This is a genomic window from Paenarthrobacter sp. NPDC056912, assembly GCF_042786555.1.
Classification (GTDB): Bacteria; Actinomycetota; Actinomycetes; order Actinomycetales; family Micrococcaceae; genus Arthrobacter.
Window position 1 is genome coordinate 372,573 of record NZ_JBHUCD010000002.1, and the last position, 26,477, is coordinate 399,049.

The 26,477-nt window shown below is 64.2% G+C and carries 24 protein-coding genes and 1 riboswitch; of the genes, 10 read left to right on the forward strand and 14 right to left on the reverse strand.

The window, feature by feature from the left end:
• The first annotated feature begins 6 nt into the window (after positions 1–6).
• Entirely contained in the window at positions 7–609 is a 603-nt protein-coding gene (locus tag ACFRJ9_RS03765; protein ID WP_377664575.1) for a hypothetical protein, read from the forward strand.
• Here ACFRJ9_RS03765 and ACFRJ9_RS03770 read toward each other — a convergent pair.
• Positions 606–1,802, reverse strand: a complete 1,197-nt coding sequence (locus ACFRJ9_RS03770) for a glutamate--cysteine ligase (RefSeq protein ID WP_377664577.1) — start codon at positions 1,800–1,802, stop codon at positions 606–608. The genes ACFRJ9_RS03765 and ACFRJ9_RS03770 overlap by 4 nt on opposite strands.
• 210 nt (positions 1,803–2,012) lie before the next feature.
• On the opposite strand from ACFRJ9_RS03770, the gene ACFRJ9_RS03775 reads away from it, so the two are divergent.
• Complete coding sequence (locus ACFRJ9_RS03775; RefSeq protein WP_377664579.1) at positions 2,013–2,822, forward strand: endonuclease domain-containing protein; 810 nt, start codon at positions 2,013–2,015, stop codon at positions 2,820–2,822.
• Positions 2,823–2,918: 96 nt separating this feature from the next.
• Here the strand turns inward: ACFRJ9_RS03775 and ACFRJ9_RS03780 are convergent, their stop codons facing one another.
• The gene (locus tag ACFRJ9_RS03780) at positions 2,919–4,442 is read right to left on the reverse strand and encodes a UDP-N-acetylglucosamine 1-carboxyvinyltransferase (RefSeq protein WP_377664581.1); all 1,524 of its coding nucleotides are present in this window, start codon (positions 4,440–4,442) and stop codon (positions 2,919–2,921) included.
• Between the two features lie 130 nt (positions 4,443–4,572).
• Positions 4,573–5,307 carry a siderophore-interacting protein gene (locus ACFRJ9_RS03785; protein ID WP_377664583.1) on the reverse strand — a complete coding sequence of 245 codons (735 nt, stop codon included), beginning with the start codon at positions 5,305–5,307 and terminating at the stop codon, positions 4,573–4,575.
• A 101-nt stretch (positions 5,308–5,408) separates the two neighbouring features.
• Here ACFRJ9_RS03785 and ACFRJ9_RS03790 point away from each other — a divergent pair, with 101 nt between their 5' ends.
• Together ACFRJ9_RS03790 and ACFRJ9_RS03795 are read left to right on the forward strand one after the other, a co-directional pair.
• Positions 5,409–7,532 (forward strand): penicillin acylase family protein, encoded by a 2,124-nt coding sequence (locus tag ACFRJ9_RS03790; protein WP_377664585.1) that lies wholly within the window; start codon positions 5,409–5,411, stop codon positions 7,530–7,532.
• Between the two features lie 42 nt (positions 7,533–7,574).
• Positions 7,575–8,174, forward strand: coding sequence for a GNAT family N-acetyltransferase (locus ACFRJ9_RS03795; protein WP_377664587.1), 600 nt, complete (start codon positions 7,575–7,577; stop codon positions 8,172–8,174).
• Positions 8,175–8,319: 145 nt separating this feature from the next.
• Here ACFRJ9_RS03795 and ACFRJ9_RS03800 read toward each other — a convergent pair whose 3' ends face one another.
• From ACFRJ9_RS03800 to ACFRJ9_RS03810, 3 genes are read right to left on the reverse strand one after another with little or no spacing between them, the layout of a single operon-like run.
• Positions 8,320–9,114 carry an energy-coupling factor transporter transmembrane component T family protein gene (locus tag ACFRJ9_RS03800; RefSeq protein WP_377664589.1) on the reverse strand — a complete coding sequence of 265 codons (795 nt, stop codon included), beginning with the start codon at positions 9,112–9,114 and terminating at the stop codon, positions 8,320–8,322.
• Positions 9,111–10,694 (reverse strand): ABC transporter ATP-binding protein, encoded by a 1,584-nt coding sequence (locus ACFRJ9_RS03805; RefSeq protein ID WP_377664591.1) that lies wholly within the window; start codon positions 10,692–10,694, stop codon positions 9,111–9,113. The genes ACFRJ9_RS03800 and ACFRJ9_RS03805 overlap by 4 nt, the downstream gene beginning before the upstream one ends.
• Positions 10,694–11,314: an ECF transporter S component gene (locus tag ACFRJ9_RS03810; RefSeq protein WP_377664593.1), complete on the reverse strand. Its 621-nt coding sequence runs from the start codon at positions 11,312–11,314 to the stop codon at positions 10,694–10,696. The genes ACFRJ9_RS03805 and ACFRJ9_RS03810 overlap by 1 nt, the downstream gene beginning before the upstream one ends.
• 77 nt (positions 11,315–11,391) lie before the next feature.
• A riboswitch (TPP riboswitch) is annotated at positions 11,392–11,529 on the reverse strand.
• 195 nt (positions 11,530–11,724) lie between these two features.
• Between ACFRJ9_RS03810 and ACFRJ9_RS03815 the strand changes: the two genes are divergently transcribed.
• On the forward strand, positions 11,725–12,414 hold the full coding sequence (locus ACFRJ9_RS03815) for an NUDIX domain-containing protein (protein WP_377664595.1): 690 nt from the start codon (positions 11,725–11,727) through the stop codon (positions 12,412–12,414).
• 36 nt (positions 12,415–12,450) lie between these two features.
• The gene (locus tag ACFRJ9_RS03820) at positions 12,451–12,711 is read left to right on the forward strand and encodes a DUF4235 domain-containing protein (protein WP_377664597.1); all 261 of its coding nucleotides are present in this window, start codon (positions 12,451–12,453) and stop codon (positions 12,709–12,711) included.
• A gap of 76 nt (positions 12,712–12,787) precedes the next feature.
• On the opposite strand, the gene mnhG is transcribed toward ACFRJ9_RS03820, so the two are convergent.
• From mnhG to ACFRJ9_RS03850, 6 genes are read right to left on the reverse strand one after another with little or no spacing between them, the layout of a single operon-like run.
• The gene (mnhG, locus tag ACFRJ9_RS03825) at positions 12,788–13,177 is read right to left on the reverse strand and encodes a monovalent cation/H(+) antiporter subunit G (protein ID WP_377664600.1); all 390 of its coding nucleotides are present in this window, start codon (positions 13,175–13,177) and stop codon (positions 12,788–12,790) included.
• Complete coding sequence (locus ACFRJ9_RS03830; protein ID WP_144649191.1) at positions 13,167–13,445, reverse strand: monovalent cation/H+ antiporter complex subunit F; 279 nt, start codon at positions 13,443–13,445, stop codon at positions 13,167–13,169. The genes mnhG and ACFRJ9_RS03830 overlap by 11 nt, the downstream gene beginning before the upstream one ends.
• Positions 13,442–14,008 carry a Na+/H+ antiporter subunit E gene (locus ACFRJ9_RS03835; RefSeq protein WP_377664603.1) on the reverse strand — a complete coding sequence of 189 codons (567 nt, stop codon included), beginning with the start codon at positions 14,006–14,008 and terminating at the stop codon, positions 13,442–13,444. The genes ACFRJ9_RS03830 and ACFRJ9_RS03835 overlap by 4 nt, the downstream gene beginning before the upstream one ends.
• Positions 14,005–15,573 (reverse strand): Na+/H+ antiporter subunit D, encoded by a 1,569-nt coding sequence (locus ACFRJ9_RS03840; protein ID WP_377664605.1) that lies wholly within the window; start codon positions 15,571–15,573, stop codon positions 14,005–14,007. Before ACFRJ9_RS03840 ends, ACFRJ9_RS03835 begins: the two co-directional genes overlap by 4 nt.
• Positions 15,570–16,070, reverse strand: coding sequence for a Na(+)/H(+) antiporter subunit C (locus ACFRJ9_RS03845; RefSeq protein WP_377664608.1), 501 nt, complete (start codon positions 16,068–16,070; stop codon positions 15,570–15,572). The genes ACFRJ9_RS03840 and ACFRJ9_RS03845 overlap by 4 nt, the downstream gene beginning before the upstream one ends.
• Positions 16,067–19,084, reverse strand: a complete 3,018-nt coding sequence (locus ACFRJ9_RS03850) for a Na+/H+ antiporter subunit A (RefSeq protein ID WP_377664611.1) — start codon at positions 19,082–19,084, stop codon at positions 16,067–16,069. The genes ACFRJ9_RS03845 and ACFRJ9_RS03850 overlap by 4 nt, the downstream gene beginning before the upstream one ends.
• Before the next feature lie 212 nt (positions 19,085–19,296).
• Here ACFRJ9_RS03850 and ACFRJ9_RS03855 point away from each other — a divergent pair, with 212 nt between their 5' ends.
• From ACFRJ9_RS03855 to ACFRJ9_RS03865, 3 genes are all read left to right on the forward strand, one after another.
• Entirely contained in the window at positions 19,297–20,700 is a 1,404-nt protein-coding gene (locus tag ACFRJ9_RS03855; RefSeq protein WP_377664613.1) for an MFS transporter, read from the forward strand.
• Positions 20,701–20,764: 64 nt separating this feature from the next.
• Positions 20,765–21,247 carry a cation:proton antiporter regulatory subunit gene (locus ACFRJ9_RS03860; RefSeq protein ID WP_377664615.1) on the forward strand — a complete coding sequence of 161 codons (483 nt, stop codon included), beginning with the start codon at positions 20,765–20,767 and terminating at the stop codon, positions 21,245–21,247.
• 5 nt (positions 21,248–21,252) lie between these two features.
• Positions 21,253–22,452, forward strand: coding sequence for a cation:proton antiporter (locus ACFRJ9_RS03865; protein ID WP_377664617.1), 1,200 nt, complete (start codon positions 21,253–21,255; stop codon positions 22,450–22,452).
• A 321-nt stretch (positions 22,453–22,773) separates the two neighbouring features.
• Here ACFRJ9_RS03865 and ACFRJ9_RS03870 read toward each other — a convergent pair whose 3' ends face one another.
• Positions 22,774–23,715, reverse strand: coding sequence for an endonuclease domain-containing protein (locus ACFRJ9_RS03870; RefSeq protein ID WP_377664619.1), 942 nt, complete (start codon positions 23,713–23,715; stop codon positions 22,774–22,776).
• Positions 23,716–23,900: 185 nt separating this feature from the next.
• Positions 23,901–24,476, reverse strand: coding sequence for a dCTP deaminase (gene dcd, locus ACFRJ9_RS03875; protein ID WP_377664621.1), 576 nt, complete (start codon positions 24,474–24,476; stop codon positions 23,901–23,903).
• A 109-nt stretch (positions 24,477–24,585) separates the two neighbouring features.
• On the opposite strand from dcd, the gene ACFRJ9_RS03880 reads away from it, so the two are divergent.
• On the forward strand, positions 24,586–26,475 hold the full coding sequence (locus tag ACFRJ9_RS03880) for a CAP domain-containing protein (protein ID WP_377664623.1): 1,890 nt from the start codon (positions 24,586–24,588) through the stop codon (positions 26,473–26,475).
• Positions 26,476–26,477: the final 2 nt, after the last annotated feature.

Below are 26,477 nucleotides of genomic sequence, written 5' to 3' on the forward strand. Positions count from 1 at the left end.
GGTGCCATGAGCGGGAAGTATCCGTATCGCCGTGCCGGAGCGGTCATCGTTGCCGGCACGGTGGTGTGGTTCGTGGGAATCTCCCCCGTCAGCCGCGTTTACATCACGCCGGATGCAACCGAACGGCTGCGGATGCTTCAGGCCGGCCGGCGCGGTTGGATCGTGGGACAGCACCTGACTGCCGCGGGAACCATCGCAGTGCCCGTGGGTTTCGCCGCGTACGCGAGCGCTGTTCCGGGCACGGCGGCTTCGCACCGTAAAGCCAGGAAGTGGGCTGTGACCGCGGCCGCCGCACTGCTCGCCGGAGCCCCGCCCTTTGTGTACAGCCTCACGCGGCGGGCTTCGGATCTTGAGCGCTTCGCTGATCGCCGGGGATCCAACGCACCGTTCCTGCTGTACTCCGGGCTGCAGGTGGTTGCCCTTGCTGCCCTGGGCGGGAGCCTTCTGGCGTCGCCGGCCAAACGCTGGATCGGTCTCACTGCTGCAGCCAGCGCACCGCTTTTCGGCGGCATCCTCTTAGCCAAGAAGGACATCCCGCCGTTGGTCTTCTACCTCATCGAGGGGACCACGGGCGCCTACCTGATGACATGGAAGGAACCGGAAAGCTAGGGCCTCCTGACCCTGGTCAGCATCGGTGCGGGATCCTTGTTCGCGTCCGCGGCGACACCGCGCACCGTCATCCTCGCGGCATACCCGACGACGGCGGCGAGGGCTTCGTTGTTAGGCGGACTTCCCGGCTGGTCATGTCCGTCGCGGCGCCTCTTGCTGTATCGCACCGCCGCTTCGCGTTGCTCGTGGGCACCGTTTCCGCGCTCCAGAATGTCGGAGATCCCCGCCTTGACGAGCTTGAGTTCCCCTTGGTCGTCCAGCACAGGACTCAGATAATCAACCAAAGCCCACACCACTTCGGCCGCTGGTTGGGGACGGAAATCGCCGAAGTCCAGGAGCTCTCCACGCAGCCCCGAATTGCTGGCCTGCCAACTCGCCATCCGCAGCAGGGCCGTGGGCACTGAGGTGGGCTCAACGCCGTCGAGCATTTCCAGCGATGCTGTCTCCACCAAAGCCCGCACCAGCACTGCAATCAGCGCGGCGTCCTCGGCACGGAGGCAGACGTCGGCTACCCGCACCTCGACGGTGGGGTGGTTCCTGGAGATGCGGGCATCGAAGTAGATCATGCCCTCGTCCATGATCACGCCCGTTTCCAGGAGACGCTTCACGATGCGCCGGTAGGCAGTGAGCGAGCCAAACACCGAGGAGGGTCCGGACGTGGGCCAACGGTTCCATGCCTGCGTGCGGTAGCTGTCGAAGCCCGTGGGGAGCCCGCGCCAGTAGGGCGAGTTGGCGGTGAGGGCCGCGAGCACTGCGAGTTTGTCCCGCATATGGTCCAGCACCACAACACCTTCCTCGGGCGACTCCACGGATGTGTGTACGTGGAATCCACACGTCAACTGCTCAGTGGCGATGATCCCGAAGCGATCCAGCATCGCCGCGTACCGGGGGTCCGGGGTGGTGTGCGTGTTCGAAGCCAGCGGAGACGTGGCGATGGCAGCCACCCGCGCTCCGTGCTGGCGGGCGGCCTGGTTGGCCATGGCACGGCCGCGGCGAATCTGGTGCAGGAGCTCGCCGTACGTGTGGCACGGACGCGTCTGGGTTTCGATCTGCTCCAGCTTGAGTTCGTGGCTGAGGCCCGTCTCTGTCGGGGGCTCATCGTGGCCTGCGAGCAGCGCGTCCGCGAGGGCCAAGGGCTCCCCCGTCACAGGATCGACGATGAGCAGCTCTTCCTCAACCCCGAAAGTCCGCATGCTCCATTCTGCGCCTGGTGGGCGAGGGAGGACAGCGCTGCGGGTGCCCTCCGGTTCTGCTGGATCATTGCTTCATTTCGGCCTCCGCCCCCCAAACTCCGCGCCACTCGTGAATGCTGACGCGGATGATCCAGCAGAAATTCGGCGTCGTCATCCACATACGCCATTTTCCTCGTCCCTGGCCGCCGCAAATCGTGGCCAGCTTGAAGCATGGACGCACTCGAATTCCTGAGAACAGTGGGCGGAGTGGCACGAGTGGGGCTCCTCCGTGGCCATGGTTACACGCCCGCAATGGTTCGGAGACTGGTGGGCGCCTATCAACCTCGGAAGGGTATATGGGCGTTGCCGTCCGCTGATCCGGAGTACCTCTCAGCTCTCATCAACAACGGGCATCTGACCTGTGCCAGTGCCGCCGTCAGATACGGGCTGTGGCTCAAGACGAAACCCACTAGAGTCCACGTGGCAACACGGCACAACCGGGGCCGGGGATTCGTTCGGCACGGTGGACTCAGGCTGGGATCGGAGGCCCTTCTTCCGCTGGCGTCTGTGGAAGACACCGTCATTCATGCCCTGACGTGCCTGGCGGAAGTTGATGCCATTGCCGTTGCCCAGTCGGCGATGACGAAATTCGGTGTCGCCCGGGAGGTCCTGGAAAGCGAGCTCACCGCCAAGTACTTCGGACAAGCGAGGAAACGGTTGGCCATGGCAGATGGACTGTCCGAATCGGTCCCGGAGATCAGCGCACGGCTGCTCTTCGAATCGGAAGGGCTCTCCTTCCGGCGTCAAGTGCGCATCGCCGGAGTGGGTCGGGTGGACATCCTGATCGACGGGTGGCTCATCGTCGAGATCAACGGATACCAGTTCCACAGTTCGAGGTCAGCCTGGCGAAAGGACATGGGCAGGCTGAACGCTGCGCAGGTCCTTGGCTACCACGTGTTGAGCTACGCACCCGAGCAGATCTGGAACTCACCCGAGCAGGTCATGGCCCAGATCCGGGCGCTGTTGAAACGCAGGTCATGAGCGTTGTTCTGCTGGATCATCCAACTCTGCCGAAGGAAGAACCCCGGAATCCCGAGGACCTTCCCGACGCGGAAGCGAATGATCCAGCAGACAGCCTCAGTCCTGGAAGTACTCCACCTTCGCGCCGATGGTGTTGAGTCGCTCAGCGAGGTCCTCGTAGCCGCGTTCGATCACATAGATATTGCGCAGCTCGGAGGTTCCGCGGGCCGCGAGCATGGCCAGGAGCAAGCAGGCGGCAGGACGCAGTGCCGGTGGGCAGCCGATTTCGGCGGCACGCCATTTGGTGGGGCCATTGACGTAGATCCGGTGCGGATCCAGGAGTTGGACCTGGGCGCCGAGCTTGTTGAGCTCGGTCAAGTAGATGGCCCGGTTCTCGTAGACCCAGTCGTGGATCATGGTCTGGCCCTCGGCGTTGCCCGCGATCACGGCGAAGAACGGCAGGTTGTCGATGTTGAGGCCGGGGAACGGCATGGGGTGGATCTTGTCTTGCGGCGCGCGGAGTTCGGACGGCTTGGTGGTGACGTCCACCAAGCGGGTGCGGCCGTTGCGGGCCGTGTATTCGCCGGAGATCTCGAGCTTTTGGCCCATCTGCTCCAGGGTGGCGAGTTCGATTTCCATGAACTCGATGGGGACCCGGCGGATGGTGACCTCGGAGTTCGTGACGATGCCCGCGGTGATCAGGCTCATGGCCTCGATGGGGTCCTCGGAGGGGAAGTACTCAATGTCCACATCGATGGACGGCCGGCCCGTGATCTTCAGCGTGGTGGTTCCAACGCCCTCAATGTCAACGCCCAAGCCCTGCAGGTAGAAGCAGAGATCCTGGACCATGTAGTTGGGGCTCGCGTTGCGGATGACGGTGCGGCCTTCGCGGTGCGCTGCAGCCATAATGGCGTTCTCGGTGACTGTGTCACCACGCTCGGTCAGGACGAAGGAGCGGTCATGCCCGTCGGCCGGGGGCGCAGTCACCGAGTAGAAGCCGGACTTGGCCTCAACTTCAAGCCCGAACTGCCGCAGGGCCTGCATGTGCGGCTCCACCGTGCGCGTTCCGAGATCGCATCCACCGGCGTACGGCAGTTGGTATTCGCTGGATTCGTCCAGGAGCGGGCCAAGGAGCATGATGACGCTGCGGGTACGGCGGGCGGCGTCCACGTCCATCGACGCCAGGTCCAGGACCTCGGGCCGGCGGATGCGCAGATCGCTTCCGTTGAGCCAGGTGCAATCGACGCCGATGGAGGTCAGGACTTCGACGATCCTGTTGACTTCCTCAATGCGGGCCAGGCGCCGCAATGTGGTGGTGCCGCGGTTGATGAGGCTCGCACACAAAAGGGCGACGCCGGCATTCTTGCTGCTGTTGACGTCCACTTCGCCGGAGAGGGTCCGTCCACCCTCCACACGGAGGTGGGTCATCTGCGGACGCCCCACTTTGACGATCGAGCGTCCGAAGATTGCCTCAAGGCGTTCGATCATTCGCAGGCTCAGGTTTTGCTTGCCCTGTTCCATCCGGGCGATGGCGCTCTGGCTGGTTCCCAGCTCGGTGGCAAGTTGCCCCTGCGTCCAGCCCTTTTCACTACGGGCGTTGCGGAGTAGGAGGCCTACGTGTTCGGCGGCAGGTTGCGTCATACCCAAGAAATATCACAAATGAGCTAGAGCCCAAGAACAAAACGCCGATTCAGTGGAAAACATCACACCTTACCCGCCTCGTGCGATATAGGGCTGAACGCCGCTCGTCGCCTGGAGCAACCCGGAGAAGCTAGACCCGCCAGTAACCCAGCGCATCAATGCGATGCTTGTCCACGCCGAGCCCCTTCCGCAAGTGCTTCACGATTGCACGGGTACTGGAGGCTTCGCATGCGATCCAGAAGAAGTCGTCCGCCACGGACACCGTATCCGCGGTCAGTCCACCGCAGACTTCCTCCACCAGGGCGGCGCCGTCGCGCTTGCGCGGAATCCAGTTGACGACGTCGTCAGGCGAGGTCCGCAGCTCGAGGGAGGGGTCGGCGTCGTGCTGGTATTCAAGCCAGGCCGTCACGGGAGCCTGGCGGCCGGCTGTCAGGCTCCGTTCGTCCAGGAGCGAGTTGATGGCCGGGATTGACGCGGGATCGCCCACTACCCAGATCCGGCGCGGTGCCGGCTTCGGGAACGCGAACGAGCTGCCCTGGACTGTGGCATCGATGGTGTCACCGGCCTTCACCGAGCGGGCCCAGTCGGCTGCGACGCCGTTGTGCATGGCGAAATCCATGCTGAACGTTCCGGCCGCTGGATCCGCGTTCACCAAGGTGTAGGCGCGTTGGTGAGCCTTGCCGGAATCGTCGAACCACAGCCGGATCCACATGGTGGGGTGCACTCCGCTGCGTTCCAGGAGTCCGCCATCCTGGACGTGCACGCGGAGGAAGTCTGGGGTGATCTCTTCCTGGCCGGTGACCTCGAGGGTGAAGTCCTTGGCGCCCATCACTTTGAGGACGACGCCTTCCCAATTGCGCTTCAAGCAACACTCCTTCACGAACGGCCACGATTTGTGAACCGGGCCAAAGCCATTTATCTTGAGCTTAAGTAAGCCTAACCTAAGCTCGAAAGCGGCCTGAGATTATGACGCCTGCCCCGACGCACAAATCCGCCCCGGCAGGCGGCCCCGGCACCTACCGTGATCCGTGGGGAATCCCCCACCTGTGGGCGGACTCTGCCGATGAACTCGCTTTCCTCCAAGGCGTGAACGCCGCCACGGATCGTTCGTGGCAGATCGAGATGGAACGCTGGCGCTCGGAAGGTCGCACGGCCGAGGTCCTGGGCCCGGATGCAGTGGTCTGGGATCGGTTCGCCAGGCAGGTCCGGCTGGATGCGATCGCGCGCCGCTGCTTCGACAACCTCGACGCCGCCACTCAGCGCTGGTGCGGGAAGTACGTGGACGGCGTCAATCAGGCGCTTGCCGACGGACTGCGCGGCGGGCCCGAATTCGACGAGTCGGGCAGCGAACCGGAACCGTGGAACCCTTGGACACCCCTGGGTGTCTTCCTGGTGCACCACATCCTGTTCTCCACGTTCCCCAACAAACTCTTCCGCGCCCACGTAGCGCGCACTCTGGGCGAGGATGCGGTGGAACTCTTCAGCATCGAAGCCCCCGTCTGGTCCGGAAGCAACGCCTGGGCCGCCCACGGCTCAACGACCGCCAGCGGCCTTCCGTTGATCGCCGGAGACCCCCACCGCCTCATGGAACTTCCCGGCGTGTACCAGCAGCTGCGGCTCGCTTGCCCCGAGTTCGACGCCATCGGTTTCGCCTTCCCCGGTGTCCCCGGCCTGCCGCACTTCGCCCACACCGGGCACACCGCGTGGGCCATCACCAACGCCATGGCCGACTACCAGGACCTCTTCGAAGAAGAGCTGCGCCGGGTGCCCGGAGCCAATGGCGAACACGTCCAGGCCCGCGGTGCGGAAGGCTGGGAGCCCGTCGTCGTCAGTTCCGAAACCATCCAGGTCCGCGGCGGTGAGGCCATAAACATCCAGATCATAGAGACCGCTCGCGGCCCGGTCATCTCAGAAGCGCCCGACGGCGGTGCGCTGAGCGTGCGCTTCCCGGCCCAGGTTGAGGGGCGGCTGGGTTTCGATGCCCTCCTGCCGCTGTTGCGGAGCCACAACGTGGCCGAGGTGGAAGCCGCTTTCGACTCCTGGGTGGAGCCCGTCAACAGTGTGGTGGCCGCGGATGTGTCCGGCACTGTCCGTCATTTCCTTGCCGGCCGGATTCCGCAACGGAACCCGGCCAACCGTCGCCTGCCCGCGCCGGCGTACTCAGCCCGTCATGCGTGGGACGGCCAGTACGTGATCCTTCCCCGCACGGACATCCACCGTTTCGCCGTCAGTGCCAACGATCGCGCGGCAGGAGGCGGTGACACGGTGGCCATGGAGTTCGCCCCCGCCCACCGGGCCCTCCGGATCCGTGAGCTCCTGGAAGCCGCTCCGGATGGCGTGCAGACCGTGGACTACATGCAAGCCATCCACATGGACACCCTGCTGGGACCGTGGCCGCTGTTCCGTGGAGTGCTCGGCGGGCTGTCGCCGGACGATATGTCCCGCGAAGCCAAGGAGCTGCGATCTCTGTTGCTGGAATGGGACGGCCGCATGGACGCCGACGGACACCAGCCAGCTGCTTTTGCGTCCTGGCGGGCCGCCTTGGTCCAACGGATTGCACGGCATTCCGCCTTGGAGCCCCTGACGGGGGCAACCGGCTATTCCCCGTTGTTCGGGCCGTGGTTGTCGGTGGCTTCCCGGGTAGGTTTCGCCCTTGAAACGCTTGTGGCGCGGGCCTCGGAACTGGGTATCGCGGTCCCCGTGGAAGCCGCGGCCGCCCTGGAGGACGCTGCCTTGGAGGAAACCTTGCTGGACGGCGGCTCCTGGGGCGGCCGGCACCAGCTTCTTCCCGTTCACGTCCTCCCTGGTTCCCTGTCCGAAGCCGCACCCAGCACCGCGCTCAGCGGCGATACCGGGTGCGTGCTCTGCACGGAAAGTCTTCCCGGCGTGGATGACCGAAGCTTCCGGGGACCCGTTGCCCGCTATGTCTGGGATCTGTCCGATCGGCGCAACAGCCGGTGGATTGTCCCGTTCGGCGCCGCGGGCAAGCCGGGAGACCCCCATTTTTCAGACCAGCTGCCCCTCTGGACCTCCGGCGGGCTCGCCCCGGTGGTCACGGATTGGACTGCCCTGGTCCGCGACACCCACTGACTTTTGACTTACCGTTCCCAGCCCCCGCCCCCGAAGGAAAACATGACCACCATCACCCGGGACTTCACTGTCCGCGACACCATCTACACCGAAGAACTCGAAGGGTGGGGTGCGCTGCGCATCGTCCCCTTGGTCCCTGCCGAGGACATCGACTTCATCCATGAATGGGTTACCCAGCCGCGCGCCAAGTTCTGGGGCATGACTGAGAACTCGCGCGAAGAGGTCTTGGAGATCTACGAATTCCTTGACTCCCTGGAAACCCACCACGCCTTCCTTGTCCTCCTCGACGGCGAGCCACTGGCGTTGTTCCAGACCTACGAACCGCTGCACGACCCCGTGGGCGAGGCCTACCCGGCCCGAGAAGAAGACATCGGCATGCATCTGCTCCTGGCTCCTGCCACGCGGCCCATCCCGCACTTCACGCCGCGGCTGGGCACCTCGCTCATCCGGTACATGTTCTCGCTGCCGGGCAAGGACCGGATCATCGTGGAGCCCGATTCCCGCAACGCCAAGGCACTGCGGCGCCTGGAGGCCACCTGCTTCGAGCTTGGCCCGATCATCCAGCTGGCCGAGAAAGAGGCCCAACTGGGTTTCCTGACGCGGGCGGGCTTTGACGAGATCGAGGAACGACGCGAGCACTGAGTCCCGCACCCTCCCTCAAACACAAAATGCCGCCGGCGATCAATCGCCGGCGGCATTTCAACACGCTGGAGCGCCAAGCCCAAACCCCGGGCCCAAACCCCAAGCCCAAACCCCGGGCCCAAACGCCGGGCCCAAACGCCTAGCCCTAGCGCCAGACGAAACTCCACGTTCCGGCGCCAACGGCCGTCAGCACAGCGGCTGCGGCAATGATCATGCCGCCCAGGAGCACCCACGCGTCCAGCATTGAGTACGTCGATTCACGTGCCCACGTCCGCTGTCCACCACCAAAACCGCGGGCTTCCATGGTCACAGCCAGCCTCGAAGCCCGCCGCACGGCCTGGACCAGGAGTCCGAAGCTTTGGCCCAAGGTGGCTTTCAGCCTCTGCAGTGGTCCACCCTGCGAACCCACGCCGCGGGCACGGCGGGCCATGCCGATCGTCTGCCATTCCTCAGCCATGAGGCCAACCAACCGCATTGCCGCCAGGGACCCCAGGACGAAACGGTGCGGCAGCTTGGCCTTCTGTGCCAGCGCGTCAGCCAAATCCGTCGGGTCGGTGCAGGTCATGAGCAGGATCGCCGGGAGGGCGATCGCCAGGCCACGGAGCATGAAACCCAGCCCCAGCTCTAGGGAACCTTCGCTGATGGACCAGAGTCCGACGTCGAGCAGTACAGCGCCGCTGTCAGCTGCCACGATCGCCGTGCTCCAGCCGCCGATCGCCGCCGCAATGATCAGCGGCCAAGCCCGCTGCCACAAGAGCCGCAGCGTGAGACCGGCCAGCGGGAAGAGCGCCAACTCAGCCAGGAGGGCGGTGGAGGCGGAGACCCAGTCAATGGACAGCGCCAGCACCAGGGAAATCAGGAACACGGCGACGAACTTCGCCAAAGGGTTAGCCCGGGTCAGGAGCGCGTGGTTACCGCGCACGTTGAGGGAGTCCCTCATGCCGCACCTGCTTCCTGGCGGTCGGCCTCGGCCCGGGTTGCCGGATCCAACCGCAGCTCAGTTCCGCCCAGCACAGCGTTGAATTCTTGGTCGTGGGTTACAGACACCACGGCTGTTCCGGCGTCAAGGAGTTCCGAAAGGAACGAAGCCAGCTCCGCCCAGGTGTTGGCGTCCTGGCCGAACGTCGGCTCGTCGAGCACCAGGACCTTGGGATGGGCAGCCAGCACTGTAGCCACCGAGAGCCGGCGTTTCTCGCCACCGGACAAGGTGTACGGATTCGCGTCCACGAGGTGCGTGAGCCGCAACCGCTCCAGCAGTTCGTCAACACGTTCCGCGCCATGGCCCAGATGCTTCGGCCCGAACATGAGCTCGTCCAGGACCTTGCCCGTGACGAACTGGTGCTCCGGCTCCTGGAAAACTGTTCCGATGCGGGAAATCAGCTGCTCGGCTTTCCACTTGAAGGGGTCAATGCCCGCTCCTTCGGAAAGCTCGACGGCGGCACTCACTGTGCCGTCCACCGGCGCCAGAAGACCGGCCAACGTGAGCGCAAACGTTGACTTTCCGGCACCGTTCGGTCCCGTGATGGTGAGAGCCTGGCCAGCCCTGACCTGGGCGCTGATGCCGGCCTGCACTGGAACCGGCTGGATGGTCTTGAAGCCTTTGCGCCGCGTTTTCTCACGCGAAACGGCCAAGTCCTGTGCCGCGAGGAGGAGCTGGGCATTCGTTCCCGGCGTGTGCGCCCGGACGCGCGTTGCAGGGACATAGCCCGGCACCCACACACCGGCTGCCATCAGCAGGGTTCGGGCTTCGGACAGGACCTGATCAGGGGGCCCGTCCAGCAGCACACCCGGTGTGCCGGTTCCAGCTGCTCCAGCTCCGGCGGAACCCGGTTGCAGGACCACGATCCGGTCCACCAGGTCCTTCCACACGGACACCCGGTGTTCCACCACCACCAACGTGGCTCCGGTCTTGTCCAGGCAACGGCTCACGGCGTCGCGGACTTCGAGCACCCCTGCCGGATCGAGGTTGGCCGTCGGCTCATCCAGGAGGATCAGCCCGGGCCGCATGGCCAGGATGCCAGCCAGCGCGAGGCGTTGCTTCTGTCCCCCGGAGAGTGCCGCCGTCGGGTGATCCAACGCCAGGCCGGACCCTGCTGCGGAACGCAACCCGACGTCGTCGAGCGCTTCATGGACGCGGGACCAAATCTCTTCGCGCGGCACGGCGAGGTTCTCCGCACCGAAGGCGACGTCGTCGCCCACCCGTGAGAGGACCACTTGCGTTTCCGGGTCCTGTTGCATGAGGCCGGCGCGGCCACGCTGCTCGCGGGGAGTAACGCCGTCGATCAGCAGCGAGCCGGTCTCGTCCGAGTCGTCTTCCTCGTCGCCCAACACCCCGGCGAGGGCATGCAGGAGCGTCGATTTGCCGGCGCCCGAAGGACCCAGCAGCAGCACCCGTTCGCCGGGTTCGATCCGGAGGTCCAGGCCCTGGATGGCAGGCTGGGCCCGGCCGGCATGCCGCCATCCCCAGCCCTCGGCTGAGATGGCGGCAGGCCTCACCGTGCGGCTGTTGGTGGCGGGCATCAGCTGAAGACTGGCTCCGAAGCGGCCTTGCGGGACGCGAAGGAGCTCAGGACGCCGGTCGTGGCCAGGCCGCGGGTGGCGATCCAGGACACCCCGCCCGCGATGATTGCGCCGGAGATGGTGGTGAACGTGATGTAGGCAAGCTTGTCGATTGCCTCGTAAGCGATGTTCCAGCCCCACGGCAGGAAGGAGTCGTTGAGTCCGCAGAAGAGTCCGGCTCCTGCGCCGGCAAGGAGTGCCGTGGGCAAGTTGAACTTCTTGTAGCGGAACGCAGCGAAGATCAGCTCGGCGCCGAGGCCCTGGAGGACGCCGGAGATGAGCACGGTGGTGCCGTATTGCGAGCCCATGATGAGCTCGCCCGTGGCGGCAACGGCTTCGCAGAACAGGGCCGCGCCGGGCTTGCGGATAATGAGCATGCCCAGGACGGCAGGGATCATCCAGCCACCGGCGATCAGGCCGGTGAGCGGCGGATACGTCGCGTTCATGGGGATGGATACGATCGCGGCGCCCTGGGACCAGGCCCAGAAGATCACGCCGCCTGCGATGGCGATGAGGGCCGCCACTACGATGTCTACTACACGCCAGTTATAACTGGTCTTCTTCACGTTTACCGTGGTCATTTTTCTGCCTCCTGAGGTTACAGGAGGGGAAAGTGCTCCCCGGATTTCCAACCGGCCTGCGCCGCCCGGATCCGGACACTCTGAGAAGCTCGACTCCCTTGCGCCGGTACTAACCGGATCAGGTTCGAGGGTCTGCGGCTGTCCGCACTCTCAGCGCCCTCGCGGTGTTCTGCATCTCTGCAGAGCCCGACGGCGGCGCTCCCCTGTCGTTATCAAATCTGCCCTTGTGGGCTGGTTCAGTTTACACCTGCGGGCCGTGGCGGGCGCTTTTGTCTAGTCACAAACGCGTTCCTCTGTTGCGAGGCCCGCTCTGCGCCCTCCTCCCCCGGGTTTGCACGCACACCAGGCCCCACAACGGAACCTGCGAGAATGAAACCGCAGAATCCACCGCGGCAAAGGGGCACATTTTCATGACAGACCTTCCTCAAGGGGACGTGCCTGGTACGGACTCCGCGCCCCGGCCGCGCCTGGCCGCCAGCGTCATCCTGCTCCGGGACGCCCCGGGCGGGCTCGAAGCCTTCGTCCAACACCGGGTGTCAACCATGGACTTCGCCGCCGGCATGGTGGTGTTCCCTGGTGGCCGCGTGGATGCTGCCGACCACGACGGTTGGGAGTACCCGGCGGAGCTTCTGCAACGCCATGCCGATGACTGGCACTTGAGCTCCATCGGCACGGATCACACCCAAGCGGCCAAGAACGCGGGGACGGTACTGACGGCGGCAATCCGCGAAGTCCGTGAAGAAGCCGGACTGAGCATCCGCGCCACATCCCTGCGACCTTGGGCCAACTGGATCACCCCCACCGACATGCCCAAACGGTTCGATACCTACTTCTATGTGGCCCACCCTGCTCCGGGCGACGAACCACAGCACCAAACCACCGAGGCGTGGCAGTCGTTGTGGATGCCTGTCGATGGCATTCTGGCCGCCGAGGCCGCCGGAACCCTGAAGCTGATGCCGCCCACCTACTTCCTGCTAAAGGAAATGGCAGCGCTGGGAAGCGTGGAGCGGGTGTGGTCCGAAGATCACGCCGTGGTCCCCGTCCTGGCGGGGCCAGGCTCCATGGCAGCCTTCCTGAAGGCGCGGGAAAACCGCGGCTAGCACTACCGGCGCTGCCATTACAGCTAGGCTGAGGGCATGAACCTCTTCTTCAAGCTGTTAGGTGCCGGAGTGAGCCTGGGAGCGGGCTTCGTCGGCAGCAAACTGGTCAACAAAGGGTGGGAAAAGGCCACTGGCAACAAGCCACCCACAGGCAATGACGACATGGAAGCGAGCCTGCGCTCAGCCTTGTCCTTCGCCTTGATTTCGGCCGTTGTCAGCACCCTCATCCAGGTTCTTGCGAACCGGGGCACCCAGCGTGCCATCGCCCGCTTCGCGAAAACCCAGGACATCGTCTAGGCAACACCAGAACAACGCGGGGTCGCTGACGGCCCATCCCGGCAGCGGGATGGGCCGTCAGCGGTCCCGCGTTTGTTTAGCGCTCGGAATCGGATTGCCCGGCGGCTGCCCTTTGAACGACGGCTTCCAGTTCGTCCTTGGTGAGCATTTCCCGGTGTCCGTGCTTGGTGCGGTAAGCAGCCCGCCCCACCATGTGCGCGGAGACGGGGGCCGTCAGCAGCTGGAAAATCCATGCCACCACCAGGACCGGCCAAACCCACCAGGTGCGCATCTGCAGGCCGATCGCTGCGAGCATCAGGAACAAACCCAGCACCTGGGGCTTGGTGGCCGCGTGCATACGGCTCATGAGGTCCGGGAAGCGCAGCAGGCCGATGGCAGCACCGAGGGACATCAGGGCGCCTACCACCAGGAACACAGCGGTCACGGTATCAATCACGGCATCCACGCCGGTGGCATCAGGACTCATTGTTCTGTTCCCGCCGTTCGGCCACGAACCGGGCAACCGTGACTGATCCGATGAAACCGATGACGGCCAGGGCCACAAGGAGCATCAGGTTGTTGAGGTGCCTGTTCATTGCCATATCCACCGCGAGGGCGGCACCAAGGATGGCGAGCAGCACATCCGATGCCAGCACCCGGTCCAACAGGGACGGCCCGATTGCGATGCGCACAATCGCACCGGCAGCGGCCAGGCTGAGAATCACTGCCGTGGCCACGAGAACGAATTCCTTCACAGCCGTACCCCTTCCATGCCGGTCCGCGGCTCGGCCTGCAGCGCCTCGACTTCTTCGCGCGTACCCATGATGCGGATCAGCCCTGCTTCGATGTGTTGGGTTTCCTGGCGGATCTTATCGATGTCCGCTTCCTCGTAGATATTGAGCGCGTGCAAGTAGAGCGTGGACGTCGAGCGGTCCACCTCCACCACCAGCGAGCCCGGAATCAAGGAGATGACGTGACCGGTCGCCGTCACCATGAGGTCCGAATGGCTTCGCAACGGAACAGCGACGACGGCGCTGCGCACCTTGGGCCCTTTGACAACGGCCAAGTAGAGCACCAGGAAGCTCGCTGCCACCACTTTGGCGAGGAAGATCAGGGCAAATGGAATGGCACGCAGTATGTTGAAGCGGCCGCTCAGTTCCACCGGCGGGAGGTAGAACAGCTTTGCCACGAACACCGCGATCAGGGCGCCGAACAGCAGGTTGCCCGGGCTGAAGTCCCGCCACAGCGCGCCCCAGACGATGACCAACCATATGAGCAGCGGCAGCTCAGTGCGGAACGAAATGGGTTTGCGGCTCATCTGGCATCACCTGACTGTCCTATCGGAGGCACAACCGCGGAATCGCCCAGAACCGAATGGATGTAGGCCGATCGGTCCAGCATGATCTCGGCCGATCCGTCAGCGACCTGGAAAAGTGGGCCCGCGAACACAGTCAGCGCGACGCCGAACACCACCAGCCCGGCCGTGGAACCCACCATGGTCCGCGGCAACACCCCCACATTGCCGGGCGTCTTGAGGACGGGATCCGGGTACTCGGCGTCCTCGGGCTTGCGCCAGAACGCCCTGTTCCACACGCGGGCAATCGCCAGCAACGTCAGCAGGCTCGTGACCACGCCACCCACCACCAGCACGATCGCCAGTGGTGTCCCAAGTTGAACTCCGGCCTGCAGGAGGCCCAGCTTTCCGAGGAAGCCTGAGAATGGTGGAATACCCGCCAGGTTCATGGCGGGAACAAAGAACAGCAAGGCCAGCAAGGGTGAGAGCTTGGCGAGCCCGCCCAGCCGGTCAATGGACGAACTGCCGCCGCGGCGCTCTATCAGGCCCGTGACCAGGAACAGGCTGGTCTGCACGGTGATGTGGTGCGCCACGTAGAAGACGGCGGCCCCTAGGCCAGCCACGGAACTCATTGCGAGCCCGAACACCATGTACCCGATGTGGCTCACCAGGGTGAAGGACAGCAGACGTTTTATGTCGCTCTGGGCAAGGGCGCCCAGAATACCCACCACCATGGTGAGCAGCGCCACCACCATCAATGGGACGTTGAGGGTATCCCCGGGGAACAGGAGAGTTTCCGTGCGGACCATGGCGTAGACGCCCACTTTGGTGAGCAAGCCGGCGAACACCGCGGTAACCGGAGCCGGGGCGGTGGGATAGGAGTCAGGAAGCCAGAAGGACAACGGAAACACGGCCGCCTTGATGCCGAATGCCACCAACAGCATCACGTGGAGGAGGTTCTGCGTGCCCTGGTCCAGCTCCGCAAGCTTAATCGCGAGATCGGCCATGGTGATGGTTCCGGTGGCCCCGTAGATCATGGCGATCGCGATGAGGAACAACACGGACGACACCACTGAAACCACAACGTACGTGACGCCTGCACGGATGCGAGGCCCCGTGCCGCCCAGGGTCATGAGGACGTAGCTTGCCGTCAGCAGGATCTCAAAGCCCACGTAGAGGTTGAAGAGGTCGCCGGTGAGGAAGGCGTTGGACACTCCCGCAACCAGGATCAGGTAGGTGGGGTGGAAGATCGAGACAGGCGCTTCCTGGTCACCGTCCGCCATGCCCTGGCCGGTAGCGTAGATCAGCACCGCGAGGCTCACAACAGTGGACACCACCAGCATGAGCGAGGAGAACTGGTCCACTACCAGGACCACGCCCCACGGCGGCAGCCAACCACCCAGCGTGACGGAAGTGGTACCGCCACTCCAGACGGAAACCAGGAGCAGGCATTCGAGCAGCAGTGTAGCGCTCAGGATTCCGATGCTCACCACCCTCTGGGCGGTGTGGTGGCGGATCAGCAGGAACGCCAAGGCAGCGCCCAGAATCGGCAGGAGGACAGCTAGCGGCGACAGGTTTGCAAGGTTCACGCGCTGCCTCCTTCCTGGCTTGAGGATGTGTTGGGCGTCTCGGTGGCATCCGGCTTGTCGCGGTCCGTGGGGCTGGCCGGAGTGACAGCGAATTCCGACGTTTCCAGCGGGACAATGGCGTCGTCCTCAGCATCGAAGCTCGGAGTCTTGGCCACGCGGCGGTCCTCAAGGTCGTCTTGGATCTCGTCTTGGCGGGCCAGGACCCAGGTGCGGTAGATGATGCCCAGCATGAAGGCCGTCACGGCGAAGGAAATCACGATCGACGTCAGGATCAGTGCCTGGGGCAAGGGGTCACTGTACGCCTCGGGGCTGGCCTCCTTGGTGAACAGCGGGGCAAGTCCGGCGTATCCCCCCGTGCTCAGGATCAGGATGTTGGTGGCGTTGGCCAGCAACATCAATCCCAACAGCACGCGGGTCAGGCTTCGCTCAAGGATCAGGTAGATGCCACAGGCGTACAGCACGCCCATGACGATCAGCAGGGTCAGGTTGATGCTCATGCGGTACCTTTCCCGGACGCCGCGGAGTCGGCGGCCTCTTCGGCCAGCACGGAATGGTCAGCGGCGTCTTCCTCTGCGAGGGGTGCGCCCTTGCCTTCAAAATGTTCGTCGATCTCAGCACCTAGGCTGCGCAGGACGTCCAGCGCCAGACCCACCACCACGATGTAGACGCCGATATCGAAAATGGTGGAGGTGACGAACTTGACGTCCCCGAATACCGGGAGCCAGAACTCGATGATGGCGCTCTGGAACACCTGTCCGCCCAGGAACAGCGGTACGACACCCGACGCTGCCGCCGTCGCAAGTCCCGTCCCCAAAAGGGTTCCGGCGCTTACGGTCGCTGCTTCGCTCAACTCGAACCGGCCGCCCGCCAAGTAACGGATGGTCAACGCCAGGCCGGCCGTCAGGCCGCCGGCGAAGCCACCGCCGGGCAGGTTGTGGCCCGCCAGGAGGAGGTAGATGGAGAAGACAATCATGGAGTGGAAGATCAGCCTGGTGACTACTTCGAAGATGATCGAACGCCGTTCGGGAGCCAATGTACGGCCGGCCACCAGCCACACGTCGCGCGAAACGTCCGTGAACTTACGTGCCACGGCCAGCGTGGCACCGTCCCGGGAGCCACGCTCGACGTCGGTGCGGCGCCCCACGCTCCCTTCCGGCACTGCCTCCGAGGTCTTGATGCGATCACCGCGGCTACGAACGAAGATGAGGCTGGCGACACCGGTAGCGGCAATCGCGAGGACGGAAATCTCGCCGAAAGTGTCCCAAGCGCGGATATCCACGAGCGTCACGTTGACCACGTTCAGCCCGCCGCCGCCCTCGTAGGCCAGCCGTGGGAAGTCGAGCGAGATAGGCGCGGCCACGCGGGCGCCCATGGCGTAGATGGCCACGAAAATCATGGTGATGCCGAAGGCTGCGCCGATGATCACGCGGATCACCCTGAGCCTGCCGCCGGTCCGGTCCCGCAACTCTGCCGGGAGGCTGCGCATGGCCAGCACGAAGGCCACCAGCACGATGGTTTCCACGAGCATCTGCGTCAGGGCGAGGTCCGGCGCTCCCTGCAAGGCGAACATGAGGGCAATGCCATAACCGGTGACTGACACCATGAGCACGGCAAGGAAGCGCTTGTTGGCGCGGACCGCCGCCAGCGCACCCACCACGATGCCCGCACCGGCAATCATCTGCAGCGGAGAGTTGGGGTCGATGAAATAGATGCCGTCTGGCAGCGGCTTGTTGGCCACGATCAGGGCCGTCAGGGGCACTGCGAAAGCAACTGTCAGGATGACCGCAAGGTAGAAGTACAGCGAACCGCGCTGTGTGCGGCCTGTGACCCAGACGGCGACATCGTCCAAAGCGCCAATGGTGTGCTGGTAGGCGCGGTCACCGTCCACCCAGTCGGGGACCAGGCTTTGTACGCGGGAAACGATATTGCGTCCGTAGAACATCGCGGCACCGGCCGCGAACGTTATCCCGGTCAGTCCCAAGGCGGGAGTAAACCCGTGCCACAAAGCCAGGTGTCCGGCGTCGACGGCGTCAGGACGATCGGCGAACAACGCCGCGTAAGGCTGGATCCAGGTGTCCACCGGCGCGGGCCACAGGCCATAGGCGATGGTGAGGAAACTGAGGATGGCCGGGGCGGCGAGGAACGCGGGCTTGATGGGTTTGAAGGGCGTGGGTTCCACGCCCGGTTTGGTGGCAAACGCGCCCCACATGAACCGGGCGCTGTAGGCGAAGGTGAGGATGGAGCCGATCACCAGACCCACCAGGATCCAGATGCCCCAGGCTGGGGCGTCGTCGCCGATGCCGTAGTGGACGAACGCCTCGAACACCGACTCTTTCGCGACGAAACCTGCCAGCGGAGGCACACCGGCCATGGACGCGGCGGCAATCGCCGCCACGACGCCCAGGGCGCGCGAAGACCGGAAGACTCCGGAGAGTTTGCGAATGTCGCGGGTCCCGGCCTGGTGGTCAATGATGCCCACCACCAGGAACAGCGCGGCTTTGAACAAGCCGTGCGCCAGCAGCAACCCGAGCCCGGCCAAGGCGGCATCGGGACGGCCCAGACCCACCACCATGGTCAGGAAGCCGAGCTGGCTGACGGTGCCGTAGGCAAGGATGAGCTTGATGTCAGTTTGTCGAAGGGCCCGGTAACCGCCCACGAGCATGGTGGCCAGGCCCAGTCCCAGGGCTACGGGCAGCCAGAACTGCGATTCGGAGAAGCCCGGCGCCAGGCGCGCCACGATGTAAATACCGGCCTTCACCATGGCAGCCGCGTGCAGGTAGGCGCTGACGGGCGTAGGGGCGGCCATGGCGCCCGGCAGCCAGAAGTGGAACGGAACGAGCGCCGATTTCGTCACCGCGCCTGCCAGGATCAGTACGACGGCGGCAGTCACCGCGCCCTGCATGGGTCCGGTCATGAGTGACCCGGCTTGGTCCAGGATCGCCGAGATGCGGTAAGTCCCCGCGGCCTGGCCCATGATGATCAACCCGACAAGCATCGCGAGGCCGCCCGCGGTGGTCACCATAAGCGCCTGCAATGCCGAACGGCGCGCGGCCAGGCGGGTGCGGGCATAGCCGATCAGCAGGTAGGACAGGATGGTGGTGAGCTCCCAGAAGATGAACAACATCAGGAGGTCATCGGAGGTCACCAATCCGAACATGGCCCCGGCAAAGGCCAGCAGCTGGGCACCGAATCCGCCCAGGTCCGCGTCCTTGTTCTTGAAGTACCGGGCGCAATAGACAAGCACCAGGGAACCAACACCGAGGATCAGCAAGGACATCACCCAGGCCAAGGGATCCATCCGGAATGCGAGTTCGAGCTTGAGGCTGGGGATCCATGGCAGAACTTCTTCTATGCCACCACCGGAATATACAGGTCCGTATTGGAACAGGAGCCAAACGAAGGCCGCCGCGGGCACCGCAGCCAGGACATAGAAAGCGTTCCTGCCGAGTTTCCCGAAGATCAAGGGCGCCACAGTTGCCGCTACAAAGGTGATGGCGAGAACTGTGATCACTGTTATCTCCGCAAAGTCAGGAACGAATTGTCAAAAGTTGGAGCAGGCGGTCATACGTTGGGTTCGGTCTGACCAGTTTATCAAGGGGGACGGACAGTTTTTGGCCACTTTCCGGTGTGCCCGTGACGTTTCAATCCCCGTTCTCCACCACTTCTCCACAACGCGGTCCGTCATCTGCACGCCGTTCTCCCGCTCCCTATAGCATTCAAGCTATGAACGCGGCCGCAGTCCCCGAAGCCTCCCACCCGGCGTCCGAGCTTGCCTCAGGACCCGCTGTCTCCAAAAAGGGACAAATCCTTGCCTGGGCGTCCTGGGACTGGGGTTCGGCTGCCTTTAACGCAGTGATGACCACGTTCGTCTTCACCGTCTACCTCACGTCCAATGCCTTCGGCGGCGAGGATGCGGCATCGGCGGCACTCGGTGCCGCGCTGGCCATCGCTGGTCTCGCCATCGCGCTGCTGGCACCGGTAACAGGACAGCGTTCGGACGCAGGAGGCCGCCGCAAGCTCTGGCTCGGCGTTAATACCGCTGCCACGGCAGTCCTCACGGCACTGTGCTTCTTTGTGTTTCCACAACCGCAGTTCCTGCTGCTGGGGGTCTGCCTGATCGCGTTGGGCAACGTTTTCTTCGAATTCGCCGGCGTCAACTACAACGCCATGTTGGCCCAGATTTCCACACCCAAGAACATCGGCAAGGTCAGCGGCTTCGGTTGGGGCATGGGGTACCTCGGCGGGATCGTGGCACTCCTGCTGGTATTGCAACTGTTCGTCCAGCCCTCCTTCGACTGGTTCGGCGCCTCCACGGAGAACTCCCTCAACATTCGGCTCGTGGCGGTGTTCTCAGCCCTGTGGTTCTTCATCTTCGCCCTTCCTGTCCTGTTCGCTGTGCCAGAGGTCTCCGTCAAAAAGGACACGGCAAACCTGGGTTTCGTCGAGTCCTACAAACTGCTGGTCCGGCGGGTCAGGGCCATCTACCGCACCAGCCCCCACACCATCTACTTCCTGCTGTCCAGCGCGATTTTCCGTGACGGACTCGCCGCCGTGTTCACCTTCGGTGGCGTCATAGCTGCCGGCACGTTCGGTTTCGAGCTCAAGGAAGTCATCTTCTTCGCCATCTTCGGCAACGTGGTCGCCGCCGTAGGGGCCATCCTGGGCGGCTTCCTGGACGACAAGATCGGTCCCAAAGCCGTCATTGTCCTGTCCTTGGTCGGCCTCCTGGTTGCCGGCACCTTCATCCTCGTCCTGGGTAACGGAGACTACGTTTTCCTTGGCAACGAATGGCCGGCGGCGAACACCTTCTGGGTCTTCGGCCTGCTGCTCTGCTTGTTCGTAGGGCCCGCCCAGTCGTCCTCGCGGGCATACCTCGCCAGGCTTGCCCCGGCGGGCGAATCCGGTGAACTGTTCGGCCTCTACGCCACCACCGGGCGCGCTGTCAGTTTCCTCGCGCCCACACTCTTCACCCTATGCATCGCCATTGCCTCGCCGCTGGTCCAGGAAGGCGAAGCCCAACGCTGGGGAATCCTCGGAATCATGGTTGTCCTGTTGGCAGGGCTCCTTGTGATCCTGCCGGTGAAGCCACCAGCCAAAGTGGAAATAGCCGTGGTACCAGAGCGTTAACTACATAGGACCAGCTGAACGCGAACGCCGTACCAGACCGGTTCAACAGAGTTAGGGTGGAGCTATGAACGTGGATGAGACCGAACTCCCGGGCCTTGGGGTCCGTAAGGATTTCGTCACGGCCTCGGGCCGTCGCATTGGTGTGGTGGAACTTCGCGAAGGCGAGACTGAGCTTTTCGTGTCCACCTGGGATGACCCTGACACCTGCCAGGCTTCCATCCCACTGACGGCCGATGAGGCCGCGTGCCTTGGGAACCTCCTGGGCGGGCAGCACATAGCCATGGGCCTGGCCGAGGCGCACCGTGAGATTCCGGGCATCGTTACCCGCCAGTTCTCCATCACTCCGGATTCGCCCTTCGTCAACCAGCCCATGGGCAAGGCACAGGTCCGCACGCGCAGTGGCGTCTCCATCGTGGCGATCATGCGCGAAGGCGAGGTTGTCCCCTCGCCCGCACCCGACGTCGTACTTCACATTGGTGATCTGCTCGTAGCAGTCGGCACGCAGGAAGGTCTTGACTCGGCAGCCGACATCCTCCGTAACGGCTGACCGGAATGGATCCGCTCGCACTAGCCCTCGTTGAACTGGGGGCCGTCGTCTTCTGCCTCGGTCTCCTGGCTCGGTTAGCGGGCCGAATCGGCATGTCCCCTATCCCGCTGTATCTGGTGGGTGGCTTGGCCTTCGGCGCGGGCGGGTTCGTCAAACTGGACGGCATGCATGAGTTCGCCCACCTCTCGGGCGAAATCGGCGTCATCCTGCTCCTGCTTATGCTCGGACTGGAATATACGGCGTCTGAACTCGTTACCGGGCTTAGACGGTCCTGGCAGGCAGGCGTTCTGGACTTTGTCCTCAACTTCCTGCCGGGAGCCGGAATAGCAGTCCTGTTGGGCTGGGGCCTCGTGGGCGCCATCGTGATGGGTGGCGTTACCTATATCTCGTCGTCAGGAATCGCCGCCAAGGTGATCACCGACCTCGGCCGGATCGGTAACCGTGAAACTCCCGTGGTGTTGTCCATCCTCGTCTTTGAAGACCTGGCCATGGCCATCTACCTGCCGATCCTCACCGCCATCCTGGCCGGCGTCGGCTTCCTGGGCGGATTGCAGACTGTGGGCATCGCCCTTGCCGTAGTCACCGTGGTGCTGCTGATAGCCCTCAAGCACGGTCACCGGGTATCCCAAGCGGTCCACAGCGAGAACTCCGAGGTGTTCTTGCTGAACGTCCTCGGGCTGGCTCTCCTGGTAGCCGGCATTGCCTCGGCCCTTCAGGTTTCCGCCGCCGTAGGTGCCTTCATGCTGGGCATTGCCATCTCGGGCGCCACGGCCCACAATGCGACGCGCATCCTTGAGCCGCTGCGGGATCTCTTTGCCGCGATCTTCTTCGTGGCCTTCGGACTCAATACCGATCCCACGTCCATTCCCCCCGTCCTTGGATGGGCACTGATCCTGGCCGCACTGACCACGGCCACCAAGATGCTCACGGGGTTCTGGGCTGCGAAACGTGCCGGCATCGCCGTGCCCGGTCGCTTCCGTGCCGGCGCCGCACTCATTGCCCGTGGTGAGTTCTCCATAGTCATCGCCGGGTTGGCGGTGGCCTCGGGAGCCGTACCGGACGAGGTCGCGGCACTCGCCACGGCCTATGTGCTCATCATGGCCATACTGGGTCCGCTGGCCGCACGCTTCGTGGAGCCAGTGGTCAAAGCCTTCCGCAAGGCACCCGGCGCTCCCCCACGGAAGCAGGAACGGACCCCGGCCTAAGCGTCCCTTCGCCGAGGGGCGACATCTCAACCCAAACCCCCTCGCGAGGGGCGACATCTCAACCCAAACCCCCACGCGAGGGGCGACATCCCAACCCAAACCCCCACGCGAGGGGCGACATCCCAACCCAAACCCCCACGCGAGGGGCGACATCCCGCCCGAAAGAGCCCCTCAAAACCCCGAGAGCTAACCCCTCGGCGCCCACCCACCACGAACTCCTGCCCCACACGTTCCACCCCCACGCGAGTGGCGACATCTCAACCCAAACCCCCACGCGAGGGGCGACATCCCACCCGAAAGAGCCCCTCAAAACCCCGAGAGCTAACCCCTCGGCGCCCAGCCACCACGTACAAGGGCCTCCCGGATGCGGCGAACCACTCCGTCGTACCCACGCTCGCGCACCTGCTCGACCGTGATCACCACCGAGATCCAGCCATTCGCTGCGAGCAACGCCTCGCGTCTGATGTCGTGTTCTTTCTGGGCGGCGCTAAGGTGATGTCCGCCGTCGTAATTGACCGCAACTTTGAAATCCGGGAAGGCGAGGTCCGGCCACGCCAGCTCGCGGCCAAAGGGGTCGCACACGACATAGCTGAGCACTGGTTCCGGCAGGAAAGCCCGACCAATGGCCAGCCGCAATCTGGTCTCCGGCACGGAATCGGCCCCTACCTGCGCTAACTCCAGCGCAGCACGCGCCTTCCGAATGCCACGCGCTCCAGTGTGCCGATCGATTTGGGTCTTCAAGTCGTCCGCCGAACAGAGGGGAATCCGGTTATGCCCAAAACTTCTTGTTTGGCTGCAGATGAAATGGTCGGCGGCTGCGACCAAGTCTTCGAAGGGCAGTACGCCTGCGAGGTCGAGCCAGGTGCGGGCGGGAGTGGTGACGGGAATGCCCTCAATGGAGCTGAGGTCAGATTCGACCAGGACCATTCTGTGGCCCCGGACGCCCCTCCGTTGAGGCCTGAAAGTGCCGTCCGTCCGGGTCAGGTGCACCAAGAAGTCGTGCTGCGCATCCCACGGCAGAGGGCAACCCCACAGCATTGCTGCGGTTTCACGGCAGCAGACAGCCCCGTCACTGATGCTCGTAAGGAGCCGGGCTGTGTGTACGAGGTCCTGCTCCCTACCCCACGGAACCCGAATTCCCCTGCTCGCAATCCGGAGGTCGCTGTTCCATGCACGGTGGTCCGGAAGACCGGCCGCGCGCTGTTCGGCGAGCGTAAATGACCGGGCTTGGAGCTCAATCGGCAGCGGCGGCGTGATCCTCATCAGCCATTGTTGGCACGTTAGAGGGAGGCCTGTGAGGTTACCCACAGTGTGGAGGACTAGTGGCCCCCAGAAGCACGCACCGAGGGGCGACATCTCGGCACAAAGAGCCCACCAAAGTGCCGAGAGCTAACCCCTCGGCGCCAAAGTATGGCCCGAGAGCTAACCCCTCGCGGCAAGGAGGAACGCTAGATCGCAGTCCGGTGGAAGTTTTGGTGGCTGCGGCTGGCAGTAGGTCCGCGCTGGCCTTGGTAGCGGTTACCGTATTCGCCGGAACCGTAGGGGTGCTCGGCCGCTGACGTCAGGCGGAAGAAGCACAACTGGCCGATCTTCATCCCCGGCCACAGCTTGATGGGCAGGGTAGCGACGTTGGAAAGCTCAAGCGTCACGTGGCCCGAGAACCCCGGATCGATGAAGCCTGCCGTGGAGTGCGTCAGCAGACCAAGACGGCCCAGTGACGACTTCCCTTCGAGGCGCGCGGCGATGTCGTCTGCCAGGCTGACCGTTTCGTAGGTGGAGCCGAGCACGAATTCACCGGGGTGCAGGATAAAGGGTTCGTCACCTTCCACCTCAACAAGTCGAGTCAGCTCTGGCTGTTCCTCGGCGGGATCGATGTGGGCATATTTATGGTTGTCGAAGAGCCGGAAAAACCGGTCAATCCGCACGTCCACGGAAGACGGCTGCACCATCGCGGGGTCGTACGGTTCAAGAACAATCCGTCGGGAGTCTATTTCGGCACGAATATCGCGGTCAGAGATCAGCACAGCATCAAAAATACCCCATGCATTGTCCAGGCCATCCCATGGGACTATAGTTCCCGGACATGTACAGCCGCGCCCGTACGTGGGGGCAACGAGCATTCGCGGGGTAATTGTGAGAAAACTGGCAGCGCCTGCCGCTATTGTGCTGGCCGGAGCGCTGGCCATTCTGGTTGCCGGCTCCAGCCAGTTCCTGCCCACCACTCACGTCCCGGATGGCACCACTCCGTCCGCAAGCGTCCCGTCAGCCCTGCTGGCACCAGAACCAACCACGACGGCGGATCCGGCACCTTTGGAGGGCACCCCCGCGGCCAGCGAAGAATCCGACCCCGCCACGGTGCCCACGCCAGGGACCGGGGCAAGCACTGGCACGAACGACGGTCCCGTCGCAGTGGATCCTGTGTTCGAGACACCACCACCGGTCCCCACGATCGGCCCCTCCTGGGGGCCAGACAACCCCTCGACTCCTGACGCAGGCGCCAGCGATCCTGCTGTGGCGGACCCTCAGCCCGCGGAGCCCGCTCCCCCGGCAACAACGCCAACTCCGCTGCCAACGGCTCCGGCGGTCGGCCCCGTGCCTACGCCCAGCCCGACCCCCACACCCGCCACCACGGCCAGCCCGACCCCCACACCCACCACCACAGCCAGCCCGACCCCCACCCCAACACCAACCCCAACCACCACCCCCTTCCCGGGAAAGACCCCCAGCGGTGAGCCGGACCTGGACAACGGCGCCCAGGCACTCCTGCCGGACAGCAACAGCGCGGCGATACTGACCGTATTTAATGCCATCAACAAATACCGGGCATCGCTGGGCCTTCCCGCCGTCAAGTACCACGCGACGGTGGCGAGCCTGGCCCAGGACTGGTCCAACAACATCGCCACGCGTGAAGTGATCCAGCACCGCGCCAACTTCTGGACAGACCCACGGGCGCTCAACCCAAACAACGGCGCGGGTGAGGTCATCGCTGTCCGCTGGGACCGCGACGCCGCGCAACTGGTGGAGTGGTGGAAGGGCTCCCCCGGCCACGACGCCCTGTTGCGGGATCCCCGTTTCAACGTCATGGGCATCGGTATCACTTACACTGACGGCAACTGGCAGACCACTCCCAACCGCTACACGCTGTGGGGCGTAGTGAACTTCTTCGGCTACACGACTCTGCCGGCCGGAACCACCACCAGCCCCGGCGGAACGGTGACGCCTCCAACCGACCCGGTGGGAATCTGTGAACCTGTTGACAAACACCAACCTCCCACTGTGGATCTGGGCGCCGCTTCGATTGGCAGCGCTGCCGACCTCGTTTCGATTGCCGGCGACGGTTCAGTACTTTCCTACCCGTCCTTGGGCAGTGGCAGGTATGGCGCGGGAAAGAGGATCGGCGTTGGATTCACGGGGTTGAAGGACCTGTTCGTGACAGATTGGGACCGAGACGGGGTGTTTGACTTGGTTTCCCAACGGCTCGACGGCGCCCTGTTGGTATACCCAGGCCTTCAGACCGGAGGTTTCACAGCTCCCGTCACGCTGGGCCAGGGCTGGGGAACACTGAATATCGCTGTGGGCAACTGGTGCGCCAATAACCGGCTTCCCCAGATTGTTGCCATGGACTCGGGCGGCAACCTGTATCTGTACAAGAACGCCGGCTTGACGAACATCCGCACGCAGGCGCCCATCGGGACAGGCAACCCTGCAGTCCGGCTCAGCATGGTGGACTACAGTGCCGACGGGTTCCAGGACCTGCTCACGGTTGAAGCCAACGGAACCCTGCGGCTCTATCGGGGCAGCGGGCTGGGCACTCCGAAGCAGGAATCACGCCCGGTGGTTGGCGCCGCCTGGACCGATTACATCGGATTGCGCGCGTTGCGCGGCGTGACGGGCCCCGGTTCCACTGGCATCGCCGGCCTGGACCGCAACGGCATCGTGGAGTATTGGGACCTCACCTCGGGAAGGCTTACGACGCCGGTGACCATCGGCACCGGGTGGGGCGGACTCAAGCTCGCGCAGTAGCG

Excerpts from the sequence above, each read along its gene's own strand:
- ACFRJ9_RS03835 (WP_377664603.1), bottom strand. The coding sequence starts at position 14,008 with ATGAGCCGCAAACCCATTTCGTTCCGCACTGAGCTGCCGCTGCTCATA.
- ACFRJ9_RS03820 (WP_377664597.1), top strand. The coding sequence starts at position 12,451 with ATGAACCTCTTCTTCAAGCTGTTAGGTGCCGGAGTGAGCCTGGGAGCG.
- ACFRJ9_RS03855 (WP_377664613.1), top strand. The coding sequence starts at position 19,297 with ATGAACGCGGCCGCAGTCCCCGAAGCCTCCCACCCGGCGTCCGAGCTT.
- ACFRJ9_RS03865 (WP_377664617.1), top strand. The coding sequence starts at position 21,253 with ATGGATCCGCTCGCACTAGCCCTCGTTGAACTGGGGGCCGTCGTCTTC.
- ACFRJ9_RS03805 (WP_377664591.1), bottom strand. The coding sequence starts at position 10,694 with ATGCCCGCCACCAACAGCCGCACGGTGAGGCCTGCCGCCATCTCAGCC.
- ACFRJ9_RS03870 (WP_377664619.1), bottom strand. The coding sequence starts at position 23,715 with ATGAGGATCACGCCGCCGCTGCCGATTGAGCTCCAAGCCCGGTCATTT.
- ACFRJ9_RS03770 (WP_377664577.1), bottom strand. The coding sequence starts at position 1,802 with ATGCGGACTTTCGGGGTTGAGGAAGAGCTGCTCATCGTCGATCCTGTG.
- ACFRJ9_RS03845 (WP_377664608.1), bottom strand. The coding sequence starts at position 16,070 with ATGAGCATCAACCTGACCCTGCTGATCGTCATGGGCGTGCTGTACGCC.
- ACFRJ9_RS03795 (WP_377664587.1), top strand. The coding sequence starts at position 7,575 with ATGACCACCATCACCCGGGACTTCACTGTCCGCGACACCATCTACACC.
- mnhG (WP_377664600.1), bottom strand. The coding sequence starts at position 13,177 with ATGAGTCCTGATGCCACCGGCGTGGATGCCGTGATTGATACCGTGACC.
- ACFRJ9_RS03815 (WP_377664595.1), top strand. The coding sequence starts at position 11,725 with ATGACAGACCTTCCTCAAGGGGACGTGCCTGGTACGGACTCCGCGCCC.
- ACFRJ9_RS03860 (WP_377664615.1), top strand. The coding sequence starts at position 20,765 with ATGAACGTGGATGAGACCGAACTCCCGGGCCTTGGGGTCCGTAAGGAT.
- ACFRJ9_RS03775 (WP_377664579.1), top strand. The coding sequence starts at position 2,013 with ATGGACGCACTCGAATTCCTGAGAACAGTGGGCGGAGTGGCACGAGTG.
- ACFRJ9_RS03790 (WP_377664585.1), top strand. The coding sequence starts at position 5,409 with ATGACGCCTGCCCCGACGCACAAATCCGCCCCGGCAGGCGGCCCCGGC.
- ACFRJ9_RS03800 (WP_377664589.1), bottom strand. The coding sequence starts at position 9,114 with ATGAGGGACTCCCTCAACGTGCGCGGTAACCACGCGCTCCTGACCCGG.
- ACFRJ9_RS03765 (WP_377664575.1), top strand. The coding sequence starts at position 7 with ATGAGCGGGAAGTATCCGTATCGCCGTGCCGGAGCGGTCATCGTTGCC.
- ACFRJ9_RS03780 (WP_377664581.1), bottom strand. The coding sequence starts at position 4,442 with ATGACGCAACCTGCCGCCGAACACGTAGGCCTCCTACTCCGCAACGCC.
- ACFRJ9_RS03810 (WP_377664593.1), bottom strand. The coding sequence starts at position 11,314 with ATGACCACGGTAAACGTGAAGAAGACCAGTTATAACTGGCGTGTAGTA.